Origin of the sequence: Plantactinospora sp. ZYX-F-223 (assembly GCF_039649625.1) — a bacterium.
GTDB lineage: Bacteria > Actinomycetota > Actinomycetes > Mycobacteriales > Micromonosporaceae > Plantactinospora.
The window spans coordinates 104,686-116,645 of the sequence record NZ_JBDJAV010000020.1 but is presented as its reverse complement, the minus strand read 5'-3'; the positions used below and the strand labels follow the sequence as shown (position 1 = coordinate 116,645).

Below are 11,960 nucleotides of genomic sequence, written 5' to 3'. Positions count from 1 at the left end.
GTGATTCCGGCGATGCCGGTGCCCGGGGACGGTCAGCGGCCCTCGAACGTCGGCCGGCGCTTCTCCACGAAGGCGGTGGTGGCGGCCCGGTGGTCGGCGGTGGCGCCGCAGATCGCCTGCGCCTGGGCCTCGGCGGCCAGCGCCTCGGAGAGGGTGCCGGCGTCGCCGACCGAGAGCTGCCGCTTGATCGCCCCGTACGCCACCGTCGGTCCGGCGGCCAGCCGGACGGCCAGCTCCTGCGCGGTCTCCAGCACCTGCTCGTCGTCGACCAGCCGATTCAGCAGCCCGATCCGGTACGCCTCGTCGGCCGGTACCGGCTCGGCGAGCATCAGCAGCTCGACCGCCTTGGCGTGGCCGACCAGCCGGGGCAGCGACCAGGAGGCGCCGGTGTCGCCGGCCAGACCGACCTTGGCGAAGGCCAGCAGGAAGCTCGTACCGGGGCCGCCGATCCGGAAGTCGGCGAGGAAGGCGAGCGAGGCTCCGGCGCCCGCCGCCATGCCGCGTACCGCCGCGATCACCGGCTTGGGCAGGCTGGCCAGCCGGGAGGCGATCGGGTTGTAGTGGGTCCGGACCGTGTCGAGCGGGTCGGTGCCGCCATCGGCCAGCGTGGCAGCGTGTTCCCGCAGGTCCTGGCCGGCGCAGAAGGCCGACCCGGCACCGGCGAGCACCACCGCGCGGCAGGAGCGGTCGTGCTCCAACTCGGCCAGGGTGTCCCGCAGCGCCTCCTTCAGCGCCACGTCCAGCGCGTTCATCGCGGCCGGCCGGTTCAGGGTCAGCGTGACCACGGAGTCGGAGCGGTCGATGAGCAACGGCTCGGTCACGGGTGTTGACCCTTCTGTCGGGCGGTCCGGTGGTTTCCGTCGAGGCACTGCTCGACGAAGCGGTCGGCGGCCGGGCGCAGCCGCGCGGCGTGCCGGTCGAAGAAAGCTGCCGCGCTGGTCCCGGGCCACCGCTCGGGCAGTAGCGCGGGAGGCAGTTGCGGGTCCCGGAAGAGGAAGGTACGCCATGCGTGCACGAGCCGGAACCGGGCCGCGTACGCGTCCTCGTCGCAGCTGCGTACGGTCACCGCGGCGAGCAGCGGCCGCTGCTCGGAGACGAACTCCTGGTACGCGTTGGCGATCTCGTCGAGGTCCCAGGCCCGCCGGACCACCCCCATCGCCCCGGGCGTGCCGGCGGTGTGCGTGGCGGTGAACCGCTCGTAGCGCACCCCGGCCTCGGTCAGCAGGGCGTCCACGTCCTCGCCGGGCCGGGTGGCGACCCAGGTCTGCTCGTCGAGCATGCCGTAGCCCAGATAGCTCAGGTTGGCGGCGAGGCGTTGCCGGTCCCGTCGATTCGTGCCGTTTTCAAGCACGATGAGGTCGAATCGGCCGTCCCATCCGATCTTGCCGGTGCGGTAGATCCGGGCCGCCGCCTCGTCGAGTCGTCGGGCCGCTCTCGGGGTGAGCAGATAGCCCGGTCCGGCGGCCAGTCGGAGCGGGTGCAGCCAGCCCTGCCGGACCATCCGGGAGACCGCGGTACGGACCGCGGGTGCGGCGATGCCGAGCGGGGATAGTAGTTTGACCAGCGCGGACACCGGTGCGCGTCCACCCCGGGAGCGGAGGTAGTCGCCGTACAGGTCGAAGAGTGCCGACCGTGCCTGCATGACCGCACATTGTGACACCCCTTCTCAAGATAAGCTAGATGCTGTTACATCAACGCTGGTTCGGTTTGGGTCCGGCGGTGTTCATCAGGGAAAATCGTTGGTCGGCACCGCGGCCTTGGGCGGTGATGCTGACCAAATGGATGTGGGGTAACCCACCGACCCTGATGAAGGTCTGAGGGGAGACAACATGGCGGCGATGAAGCCGCGGACGGGCGACGGTCCGCTGGAAGTCACCAAGGAGGGCCGGGGCATCGTCATGCGGGTTCCGCTGGAGGGTGGTGGCCGGCTCGTCGTCGAGATGACTCCCGACGAGGCCAACGCGCTCGGTGACGCGCTGAAGGCCGCCGCCGGCTAAGTGAACGCCGACTCCTCCGGGCGGTACGTCTCGTCCGGCGGGGTTTCTCACCCTGGGCCACCGGCGGTGTCGCCGGTGGCCCAGGGTCGTGATGCCGGGCGGGTGTTTCTCCCGCCCACACAAGATCGTCTGGAGGTAACGCCGGCGTGCTGTCGATCCGTCTGGTAGTCGACCCGAGCGGGTTCGAGACCCTGGCCCTGCCGGTCGCACCTCCGGAGCCGCCGGGTGAGCCCGCCGCCGGGCCGGCACGGATCGACCCGGGCCCGACCGACCAGGCCGGATCGGGTACCCAGGACGGCACCGAGCCGGCCGGCCGAGTGCTGCCCACCTTTCTCGCCCTGCCTGCCGAGCTGGCCGCCGAGGCGACCGCGCTGCTGCCGTACCTCGACCAGCCCGGGGGCGCGGGCGCGCTGCACCGGTCGATCCGGCCGCAGGGCACCCCGACCCGGCTGCTGCTGGCCGGTGTGGGTGACGGCGACGAGGCCGGCTGGCGGTCTGGCGGGGCGGCGGTGGTCAGGGCGGCCACGCGTGAGAGTTCGATCACTATAGCGATTCCGGCCGATGCCACCCCGGAGGTGGTACGCGGGCTCGCCGAAGGGATCTGGCTGGCGTCGTACCGGTTCCGGATGCCCGACGCCGACGGAGCCGCCGGCGACCCGCCCGCGCTGACCGAGGTGCTGCTCGCGGTCGCCGACCCGGAGCCCTACCGGGCGGCTCTGCACACCGCCCGGGTGGTCGCCGAGGCGACCCGGTTCGCCCGGGACCTGACCAACACCCCCTCCTCGGTGAAGAGCCCGGCCTGGTTCGCCGACCGGGTGGTCGAGGCGGCCGCCGGCCGGGACGGGCTGACCGTCGAGATCCGGGAGCCGGACCGGCTCGCCGCCGAGGGGTTCGGCGGCATCCTCGCCGTCGGCGGGGGATCGGCGCAGGGGCCCCGGCTGGTCGAGCTGAGCTGGCGGCCCGAGGGTGCGGGCCGGCACGTGGTACTCGTCGGCAAGGGCATCACCTTCGACACCGGCGGCGTCTCGATCAAGCCCCGGGACGGCATGAAGCTGATGCGCAAGGACATGGGCGGTGCGGCGGCCGTGGTCGCCGCCGTTCTCGGCGCCGCCGCGCTCCGGCTACCGGTCCGGGTCACCGCGCTCGCCCCGCTCGCCGAGAACATGGTCAGCGGCTCGGCGTACCGGCCGGGCGACGTGGTGCGGCACTACAACGGGCTGACCAGCGAGAGCACCAACACCGACGCCGAGGGCCGGCTGGTGCTGGCCGACGCGCTCGGCTACGCCGCGGCGCGGCTCGCGCCGGACCTGCTGGTCGACCTCGCCACCCTCACCGGGGCGAACGCGGTCGCGCTCGGCAAGCGGACCGCCGCCCTCTACAGCGACACCGACGAGCTGGCCGAGGCGGTGCTGGCGGCGGCCGAGGCGGCCGGCGAGCGGGCCTGGCGGATGCCGCTCCCCACCGACTACGCCGAATACCTCGGCAGCGAGATCGCCGACCTCTACAGCGCCCCGAACCACGGCGCCGGATCGGTCACCGCCGCGCTCTACCTCCGGGAGTTCGCCGGTGACCTGCGGGACCGCTGGGTACACCTGGACATGTCGGCGCCGTCCTGGTCCGACGGCAACGACGGCGAGCTGGTCAAGGGCGCGACCGGCTGGGGCGTACGCACCCTGCTGCGCTGGCTGGCGACGCAGCCGTAGCACTGCACAGCCGTAGCGCCGCGCTGGCTGGCGACGCAGCCGTAGCCGGTGCGGGCGGGTCCGGCCGGGGTTGGACCGGGTCCGGTCAGCGCTTGACCGCGACGAGCAGTCCCTCGCCGGTGGGCAGCAGCGCAGGGGTCCACTCCTCCGACTCGCGGACCGCCTTGACCACCTCCCGGACGGTCACCGTCTCCACGTCCCGGGCGGCCGGGTCGCCGATCCGGCCGGCGGCCAGCGCGCCGTGCAGCGCGAGTACCCCGCCGGGGCGCAGCAGCCGCAGCGCCGCCTCGACACAGGCGCTGTACTCCGCGACCTCCGAGTCGACGAAGATCAGGTCGTAGACACCGTCGGCTAGCCGGGGCAGCACGTCCAGCGCCCGGCCGGTGATGATCCGGGTACGCCCGGAGGCGAAGCCCGCCTCCTGGAAGATCCGCCGGGCGATCCGCTGGTGTTCCGTCTCCACGTCGATCGTGGTCAGGATGCCGTCGGGGCGCATGCCGCGGAGCAGCCAGAGCCCGCTGACCCCGGTACCGGTGCCGATCTCCACGACGGCTCGCGCACTGCCGGCCGCGGCCAGCAGCCGGAGCGTGGCACCGGTCCCCGGCGTGACGGCGTCCAGCCCGACCTCCCTGGCCAGGCTGCGGGCGGTACGCAGGACCAGGTCCTCGGCGACGTACGCTTCGGCGAACTGGAGTGCTTGGGCGGTCGTCGTACTGACTGACCGGGCGACCGTGGCGATGGGGCACCTCCGGGCGGCGAGGGACTCGGCTGGGGATGGAACCTGGGGAGGGAAACTCGGTCTGCGGTGCGTCTCGGGGAGTGCCGGGATTTCCGGCGGGCGGAGCTTGCGGACGGCGGGTTCGCGGGGTGACGGTGGAACGGCGGCGGTGGGACGGCGGACCGGGGCGGGGTTGCGGGTATGAGCCTAAGGGTGGCGGTACGTGATCGGCAGGCGCGTACCTCGGACAGCGCCGCTGCCTCGGACCAACCGATGACCGGTAATCGGCCATCCGTGCGATCCTGGATGCGGAACCCGGACGCCGCGGCCGGAACCGGTCGCCCCGGCCCGCGCGGCGCCCGGCTTCAGGGACGGACTGGGAGGCAGCGAACGTGACGGACGGCTGGAACTGGCGCCAGCCCGACGGGACGGCGACGCCGGGGAATCCCCCGCCGCCGACGCCCTCGACGGTAGGCACGCCGGCGGTGCCCGGGTCGGCCGCCGCCCCGGGATCGTCCCCGTGGTGGTCCGACGCGCTGCACGACCCGTGGCGGAACCCGGCCACTCCGGCGGCCGTGGTGGTGCAGGCGGCGCCGGCCTCGGGGACGGGCGCCGAACCCGAGCCGGTGAGCGACCCGGCCACCGCCGGGCGGCGCGGGCTGGCCCCGGTCTTCCTGGTCTCGCTGATCACCGCGCTGCTGGCCGGCGCGCTCGGCGGCTCACTCGGGTACGCCTTCGCGGTGCGCGGCGGTGCCGGCGGTACGACCGCGCTCGGTTCGACCGGCGCAGAGCCGCCCGCCACGGCCCGCCGGCCACCCGACTCGCTGGCCGGTGTCGCGGAGCGGCTGCTGCCCAGCGTCGTCACGGTACGGGTCAGCGGCAACGGCGGCATCGGTCTCGGCTCCGGGTTCGTGGTCAGCCAGGACGGCTACGTGATCACCAACGACCACGTGGTCGGGGTCGGCGCCGACACCGCGACGGTGGTGTTCAACGACGGCTCCACCGCACCGGCCGAGGTGGTCGGCAAGGATCCCGAGGCGGACATCGCCGTGATCAAGGTGTCCCGGACCGGCCTCAAGCCGGTGGAGTTCGGCGACTCGGACGCCGTGGCGGTCGGCGACCCGGTGCTCGCCTTCGGTACGCCGCTGTCGCTGGCCAACACCGTCACCGCCGGCATCGTCAGCGCGCTGGACCGGACGTTCCGGCAGGGTGAAGCGGGTGGGCAGGTGCGCTACTACGCCGCCATCCAGACCGACGCCGCGGTGAACCGGGGCAACTCCGGCGGGCCGCTGGTCGACGGTGGCGGGCGGGTGATCGGGGTGAACTCGGTGATCCAGACGCCGGCCGCCGACGAGGAAACCGCCGGCAACGTCGGCCTGGCCTTCGCGATCCCGATCAACCAGGCCAAGCGGTTGGCCCAGGAGATCATCGACACCGGTAAGGCCCGCCGGACCGTGATCGGCGCGACGGTCGGCGGCACCCGCTCCGGCGGGTCGGGCGGGGTGCGGATCTCCGCCGTCGAGCCGACCGGGCCGGCCGCCGCCGCCGGGCTGCGCGCCGGTGACGTGGTTCTCAAAATCGACGGCAAGCCACTGGAGGATCCGAGCGACCTGATCGCGCTGGTCCGCAAGTACGCACCCGGCTCGGTGGTGAACGTCGAGTACCGGCGCGGGCCGGAGCGGCAGGCCGCCTCGGTGACCCTGGCCGCCGACGCGAAGTAGCGCCCCGCTCCCCCTCCCCCCGCCCGCCAGGACGTGCGTACTCTTGCCGGGGGCGGGGATGAGGAGGCAGTCGTGTTCGAGAACCTGAACTGGTGGGAGATCGGTGCGCTGCTGCTGGTCGCACTGCTGATCTTCGGCGACCGGCTGCCGACCGTGATCAGCGACGGCCTCCGGATGCTGCGCAACCTGCGCAACATGGCCCGCAACGCCACCGGCGACCTGAGCCGCGAGCTGGGCACCGACATCCAGCTAGAGGATCTGCACCCGAAGGCGTTCATCCGCAAGCACCTGTTGAGCGAGGAAGACGAGCAGGCGATCCGGAAGCCGCTGGAGGGGACGTTCGAGAAGCTCCGCTCCGACCTGACCGACGTACGCCGGGAGGTCGACGACGTGGCGGCCTCGGCGGACATCCGCTCGTCCAGCGGCTCGACCGCCTCGACCTCGGGTACCGGCAGCGACGTGACGCCGGCCGGGCGCCACGCCTTCGACGTCGACGCCACCTGACCCGGCGCCCCTGATCCGAGGCGGCTGACGCCACTCCGCGCGAGGTGCTGACGCCCCGCTGGGGCGCTGACGCCACGCTGATCCGGCGCCGGGCGCCGACATGGACGCCCGGACCGCCGGCCGCCGTGGGATCAGCGACCGGTGGGGCGGAGCCCGAGGGGCTTGCCGAGCAGCGACTCGCGGCGTACGGCCAGCCGGTCCGCGACCGCGGCGAGCGCCTTGGCGGCCGGCGCCTCCGGCTCGGCGAGTACGACCGGGTCACCGGCGTCGCCAGCCTCGCGTACCCGGGTGTCCAGCGGGATCTGACCCAGCAGCGGTACCTGTGCGCCGATCACCCTGGTCAGCGACTCGGCGACCATGGCGCCGCCGCCGGAGCCGAAGACCTCCATCCGGGAGCCGTCCGGCAGGTCCAGCCACGACATGTTCTCCACCACCCCGACCAGCCGCTGGTGGGTCTGCAGGGCGATCCCGCCGGCCCGCTCGGCCACCTCGGCCGCCGCCGTCTGCGGCGTGGTCACCACCAGGATCTCCGCGTTGGGCAGCAACTGGGCCAGCGAGATGGCCACGTCGCCGGTGCCCGGCGGCAGGTCCAGCAGCAGGACGTCGAGGTCGCCCCAGTAGACGTCGGCGAGGAACTGCTGCAACGCGCGGTGCAGCATCGGGCCCCGCCAGACCACCGCCGCGTTGCCGTCGGTGAACATGCCGATCGAGATCACCTTCACCCCGTGCGACTGGGGCGGCATGATCATGTCTTCGACCCGGGTCGGCCGGCCTTCGACGCCGAGCATCCGAGGCACGGAGTGGCCGTAGATGTCCGCGTCGACGACGCCCACCGCGAGCCCCTTGGCGGCGAGTGCGGCGGCCAGGTTGACCGTGACACTCGACTTGCCGACCCCGCCCTTGCCGCTGGCCACGGCGTAGACCCGGGTCCGGGAGCCGGGCTGGGCGAACGGGATCACCGGCTCCTGGCTCTGCCCGCCGCCGCGCAGCCGGGCCTGGAGCGCCTGCCGCTGCTCCGGGCTCATCACGCCGAAGTCGATGGTGACTCCGGTCACGCCCGGCACCGCGCCGACCGCTGCGGTGATGTCGGTACGCAGCTTGTCCCGCAGCGGGCAGCCGGCGACGGTGAGCAGCAGTTCCACCCGTACCGTGCCGTCGGCGGCGACCACGGCGGAGCGCACCATGCCGAGTTCGGTGATCGGCCGGCGGATCTCCGGGTCGTCGACGGTGGCGAGCGCGGCGTGCACCGCCTCCTCGACGGCGTTCGTGGGCCGGACGGCGGAGTCGGTGCCGGAGGCGGCGGCCTCCTGGCCGGGAACGGCTGGAGCAGACATGTTCGCCATGCTACGTCGCCGGCCGGTCCGACTGGCCGGCCGCACCGGGACAGACGGGCGCTGAGCAGCACCCGGCAGACGAAGCGAACGAGTACGGCGGGGGCGGCAAGTCGGGCGTTCAGCCATGAGTGGGGAAATTGGCGATTTGACGGTAGACGCCGTACCCGTTGGGGTGCGACGATCGTTGAGGTTCGCCGCGCGCCTAGCCCCTTGAGGCGCGCGGCGCTTTTGTGCCGCTGTGCGGTTCGCGCCGCTGGTCCGTCGACGGCGGCCCGGTCAGCGGCGCCGGACCCGGTGCAACCGGAACGGCCGGCGGGTCTGCCGCACCGGGGCGGCCTCGCGCGGCGGGGCGGCGAGCGAGTCGTCCGGCAGGGTCTGCCCGGCGGCCAGCGGCGAGCCGGCCGGGGCCAGCCGGCTGAGCACGCAGCCAGCCCTCCACCGCTCGGCCAGGTCGGCCGGACTGCCGGAGGCGTTGAGCCGCTTGGCCGCCACCTGGGGGGCCACCGCCGCCCACTGCTCGCTCTCCGGTGCGACCCGGGACACCTCGGCCGGCCAGGTGACGATCCGCCCGCCGTGGTCGCCGCGCAGCGTCACCGTCGCGGTGTGCGCCTCGGCAAGTCCCGGCGCGGACTGCTCGCCGGGGCCACTCACCACGTACAGTCCGCCGTCGAGTGGGACGCACCACAGCGCCACCGGCGGCCGGTCGCCGACCGCCACCCACGCCACGGCCGCCTTCTTCACCGCCTCCGTCACCAGCGGCGAGACCGGGGCCACCTGCTCGTCCGTCACACCCCGCATCCTGCCTCACCCGGGATCGGCACGGAACCCGCCGGCTCCGACCCGGGCCGGCTTGGGGGTACGTCGAGCAGCCCGGGGACCTCGGTCAGCGAGCTGAGTGCCGGACCGGTCCAGCCACGGTCCCGGTTGAAGACGAGGTGACCGTCGAGGTCGGCAGCGGCCAGCCGGATCGCGGTCATCCCGGCCCGGGCGGCGCCGGTGAGTTCCTGGCTGCCGCCGTCGCCGACGTAGAGGCAGTCTGCCGGGGCGACACCCAGCCGGTGGCAGGCGGCGAGATAGATCGCCGGATCGGGCTTGCAGCGGCCGACCTGCACCGAGAAGACCGGCGCGTCGAGCAGGGGCGCGACCGGCAGTTGCGGCAGGAAGGCGGGAAGTTCGTGGGTACAGTCACTGACCAGCGCGGTGCGGGCGCCACGACGCCGTACGGCGCGCAGCACGGTCACCGCCTCGGGGCGGAGTCGGGTGTCGGCGCGTACCGCTTCGACCCGGGCCTCGACGGCGGCGCGCAGGTCGGCGGCGGAGGGTCGGGCACCGGCCTGCGCGCAGATCCAGCGCATGGTGTCGGTGGCGTCGCCGAGCGCCCCGCTGGCGCGCAGGTAGAAGGACCGGTCGAGCACCTCGACCAGCGCCTCCACGGCACAGCCGAGCAGTGCGGCGACCGCCGCGTGCTGCTGCCCCCGCCGGCTGGCGCAGGTGAGGGTGCCGAAGAAGTCGAAGATCACCGCCCGGTACGCGGGTAATCGTCGCTCCCCGCCCTGGTCCGACCGATCCGGTCGGGGCTGGGCGTCGGGAGCGGAACAGCGGTCTGTCGGGGAGGGGTACCGGTATGTGGGCATGGGGGAGCAGGCCTCCGGAACCGGATGGAGCCAGGCGCGATCGGACGATAGTAACGACTTGTCGACCAGATGGTGGCCCGCAGTGACATGTGAGGATTTTTCCGTGCCTGTCGCCGTACCACCGGCCCGGACCTCGATCGACCCGCTGAGCATCGGCGCGGTCGCGGTCGCCGTCGCGGCGGTGTCGTCGTCGGCGCCGTTGATCGCGTTCGCCGCCGCGCCCGCGCTGGCCATCGCGTTCTGGCGGAACTTCCTCGCGGTCGGCGTGCTCGGGCCGGTCGCGCTCTTCCGGCGCCGGGCCGAGTTCCGGGCGCTGGCCAGGGGCGCCGGCCGCCGGGACGCGGGCTACTGCGTGCTCGCCGGTCTCGCCCTCGCGGTGCACTTCGCCACCTGGATGCCGAGCGCCCAATTGACCTCGGTCGCCGCCGCCACCGCGCTGGTGGTCACCCAGCCGGTCTGGCAGGGGCTGATCGCGCTCGGCCAGGGCCGGCGGCTCTCCGCGGTCGCCTGGCTCGGCATCGGGCTGGCGGTGGTCGGCGCGATCTGGGCGGTCGGCGCCGACTTCGGGGTCTCCGCCCGGGCCGTCGCCGGTGACCTGCTCGCGGTCGCCGGTGGCATGGCGGCGGCGGTCTACACCGCCCTCGGCGAACGGGCCCGGAGCACCATCAGCACCCTCGGCTACACCACCATCTGCTACGGGGTCTGCGCGGCGGCGCTGCTGGTGGTCTGCCTGGCCGGGGGCGTACGCCTCGGCGGCTACGACGCCGGCACCTGGCTCGCCGTACTGGGGCTGGTGGTGGGAGCCCAACTGCTCGGGCACTCGATGTTCAACTACGCGTTGCGCCGGATCTCGGCGACCACGATCAGCGTGCTCTTCCTGCTCGAAGCGCCCGGCGCCGCGCTGCTCGCCTGGGTCTGGCTGGGCCAGGTACCCCGGACGGCTGCCCTGCCCGGGCTGGTCCTGCTGCTGGCCGGCGTCGCCGTCGTGCTGCACGGCGAGGCGCGGGCCGCCCGGCGCCCCGGCACCGGGGTCCACCCGGAGCCGCTACCCGCCCCACCGGAGGCCGGTCCCCTGCCGGACCGCGAGCCGCGCTCCCGAGGGACGCACCGAAACGGCTGACTGGCCGGCCCACCGGACACCGGCCGACGGCGGCAGCATCGGCCGGAGCGCGGTCACCATTTCCGGCCGGCCGGCGAATATCTCGGGCCGGCCGGGGATCAGCCCGAGGTGCTCGCCGTGGTGGCGAAGAGCACGCCCATGAAGCCCAGGTAGGCGAGGAAGAAGAGCAGACCCAGGGCTGCCAACCCGAGGGAGACCCAGCCGAGCACCAGGCCGGCGGTGGCGAAGCCGCTGCCCTCCTCGCCGCTCGCCTGGATCTCGGTACGCGCCTTCTTCGCCAGATAGACCGCGACCCCGCCGACGAGCTGGCAACTGAACAGGGCGACGATCCCGGTGACCATCGCCGCGATCGCCATCCCGTTCGTCGGCCGGCGCACCACGTACGGGTAGCCGGAGTAGCCGGGGTGGCCCGGCGTCCAACCCGGCTGCGGCGCTTCGCCGGCCGGTCCCGGGTACTGCCCCGCGTCGAGGGCCGGCTGTGCGACGACACCCGGGTCGCTGGTGGGCTCGGACGGGTTACCGGTGCTGCCGGGGTTCACGGCGCCTCCTGCTGGTCCGGATGCTCAGTAGCCGGTGTCGATGCTCAGTAGCCGCTGTCGTACGACGACGACGGTTGGTTGGCCAACCAGACGAAGAAGATGACGATGGCGATGGTGGCGAGGACCGCGATGGCGGTGGAGATCCAGCCGACGATGATGCCGGCCTTGGCGAATCCCGCGCCGCCCTCGCCGCGCTCGCGGATCTGCTTGCTGGCGACGTGTCCCATGATCGCCCCGACGGCGCCGAGGTAGCCGCCCAGCCCGTACCCGCAGAGCCCGAGCGCGCCCACGATGGCGACCACCATCGCGGCGATCGACAGGCCGTTGGTCGACGGACCCGGGGTGACGACCGGATAGCCGGCCGGTGGATAGCCCGGAGCCATCACCGGCTGGCCGCTGATCGGATCCGTGCCGGCCGGGTACGCCGGGGTCGGATAGCCGGCGTCGGTCGGATATCCGGGCTGGTAGGGCTGGGCAGGGCTGGCTGCCTGCACCGTCGGGTCCTGGTACATGGGCTGGTAGCCCGGATCCTGGTAGCCCCCGGGTTGGGCCGGTGGTTGTGCCTGCCAGGACGGATCGTTGGAGTAGCCGCTCTGCTGGGGGTCGGTCATTCGAGGTCTCTCACTTCGTCCGTTCGGATGCGTCGCCAGGGTAGTCGGCGTTCGCCAGATCGGTGTCCCCATATCTGGC

13 protein-coding genes are annotated in these 11,960 nt (G+C 73.5%); 5 read left to right on the top strand and 8 right to left on the bottom strand.

Translation table 11 applies throughout. From position 1 onward, the window contains the following. Positions 1-32: 32 nt before the first annotated feature. The gene (locus AAH979_RS21240; protein ID WP_346259861.1) at positions 33-821 is read right to left on the bottom strand and encodes an enoyl-CoA hydratase-related protein; all 789 of its coding nucleotides are present in this window, start codon (positions 819-821) and stop codon (positions 33-35) included. Further along, on the bottom strand, positions 818-1,642 hold the full coding sequence (locus AAH979_RS21235) for a PaaX family transcriptional regulator C-terminal domain-containing protein (RefSeq protein ID WP_346259860.1): 825 nt from the start codon (positions 1,640-1,642) through the stop codon (positions 818-820). Before AAH979_RS21235 ends, AAH979_RS21240 begins: the two co-directional genes overlap by 4 nt. A gap of 187 nt (positions 1,643-1,829) precedes the next feature. Here AAH979_RS21235 and AAH979_RS21230 point away from each other — a divergent pair, with 187 nt between their 5' ends. Both AAH979_RS21230 and AAH979_RS21225 read left to right on the top strand, forming a co-directional pair. Then, positions 1,830-1,997, top strand: a complete 168-nt coding sequence (locus tag AAH979_RS21230) for a DUF3117 domain-containing protein (protein ID WP_007455245.1) — start codon at positions 1,830-1,832, stop codon at positions 1,995-1,997. A gap of 146 nt (positions 1,998-2,143) precedes the next feature. Then, complete coding sequence (locus tag AAH979_RS21225; protein WP_346259859.1) at positions 2,144-3,700, top strand: leucyl aminopeptidase family protein; 1,557 nt, start codon at positions 2,144-2,146, stop codon at positions 3,698-3,700. A gap of 85 nt (positions 3,701-3,785) precedes the next feature. On the opposite strand, the gene AAH979_RS21220 is transcribed toward AAH979_RS21225, so the two are convergent. Then, complete coding sequence (locus AAH979_RS21220) at positions 3,786-4,361, bottom strand: O-methyltransferase (protein ID WP_239312401.1); 576 nt, start codon at positions 4,359-4,361, stop codon at positions 3,786-3,788. A 542-nt stretch (positions 4,362-4,903) separates the two neighbouring features. On the opposite strand from AAH979_RS21220, the gene AAH979_RS21215 reads away from it, so the two are divergent. After that, the gene (locus tag AAH979_RS21215) at positions 4,904-6,139 is read left to right on the top strand and encodes a trypsin-like peptidase domain-containing protein (protein ID WP_346259897.1); all 1,236 of its coding nucleotides are present in this window, start codon (positions 4,904-4,906) and stop codon (positions 6,137-6,139) included. A gap of 72 nt (positions 6,140-6,211) precedes the next feature. After that, positions 6,212-6,643 carry a preprotein translocase subunit TatB gene (locus AAH979_RS21210; RefSeq protein ID WP_346259858.1) on the top strand — a complete coding sequence of 144 codons (432 nt, stop codon included), beginning with the start codon at positions 6,212-6,214 and terminating at the stop codon, positions 6,641-6,643. Between the two features lie 131 nt (positions 6,644-6,774). Here the strand turns inward: AAH979_RS21210 and AAH979_RS21205 are convergent, their stop codons facing one another. From AAH979_RS21205 to AAH979_RS21195, 3 genes are all read right to left on the bottom strand, one after another. Further along, positions 6,775-7,977: an Mrp/NBP35 family ATP-binding protein gene (locus AAH979_RS21205; RefSeq protein WP_346259857.1), complete on the bottom strand. Its 1,203-nt coding sequence runs from the start codon at positions 7,975-7,977 to the stop codon at positions 6,775-6,777. Between the two features lie 276 nt (positions 7,978-8,253). Beyond that, positions 8,254-8,775 (bottom strand): hypothetical protein, encoded by a 522-nt coding sequence (locus tag AAH979_RS21200; protein WP_346259856.1) that lies wholly within the window; start codon positions 8,773-8,775, stop codon positions 8,254-8,256. Next, positions 8,763-9,497 carry an HAD-IA family hydrolase gene (locus AAH979_RS21195; RefSeq protein WP_346259855.1) on the bottom strand — a complete coding sequence of 245 codons (735 nt, stop codon included), beginning with the start codon at positions 9,495-9,497 and terminating at the stop codon, positions 8,763-8,765. Before AAH979_RS21195 ends, AAH979_RS21200 begins: the two co-directional genes overlap by 13 nt. Positions 9,498-9,714: 217 nt before the next feature. On the opposite strand from AAH979_RS21195, the gene AAH979_RS21190 reads away from it, so the two are divergent. Then, positions 9,715-10,731, top strand: a complete 1,017-nt coding sequence (locus tag AAH979_RS21190; protein WP_346259854.1) for a DMT family transporter — start codon at positions 9,715-9,717, stop codon at positions 10,729-10,731. A 98-nt stretch (positions 10,732-10,829) separates the two neighbouring features. Here the strand turns inward: AAH979_RS21190 and AAH979_RS21185 are convergent, their stop codons facing one another. Both AAH979_RS21185 and AAH979_RS21180 read right to left on the bottom strand, forming a co-directional pair. Next, complete coding sequence (locus tag AAH979_RS21185) at positions 10,830-11,270, bottom strand: DUF4190 domain-containing protein (protein WP_346259853.1); 441 nt, start codon at positions 11,268-11,270, stop codon at positions 10,830-10,832. A gap of 44 nt (positions 11,271-11,314) precedes the next feature. Then, entirely contained in the window at positions 11,315-11,881 is a 567-nt protein-coding gene (locus AAH979_RS21180) for a DUF4190 domain-containing protein (protein ID WP_346259852.1), read from the bottom strand. Between the last annotated feature and the right edge of the window lie 79 nt (positions 11,882-11,960).

Bases quoted from the DNA above. Each gene is read 5' to 3' on its own strand.
- AAH979_RS21235 (WP_346259860.1), bottom strand. From the start codon at position 1,642: ATGCAGGCACGGTCGGCACTCTTCGACCTGTACGGCGACTACCTCCGC.
- AAH979_RS21230 (WP_007455245.1), top strand. From the start codon at position 1,830: ATGGCGGCGATGAAGCCGCGGACGGGCGACGGTCCGCTGGAAGTCACC.
- AAH979_RS21205 (WP_346259857.1), bottom strand. From the start codon at position 7,977: ATGTCTGCTCCAGCCGTTCCCGGCCAGGAGGCCGCCGCCTCCGGCACC.
- AAH979_RS21200 (WP_346259856.1), bottom strand. From the start codon at position 8,775: ATGCGGGGTGTGACGGACGAGCAGGTGGCCCCGGTCTCGCCGCTGGTG.
- AAH979_RS21180 (WP_346259852.1), bottom strand. From the start codon at position 11,881: ATGACCGACCCCCAGCAGAGCGGCTACTCCAACGATCCGTCCTGGCAG.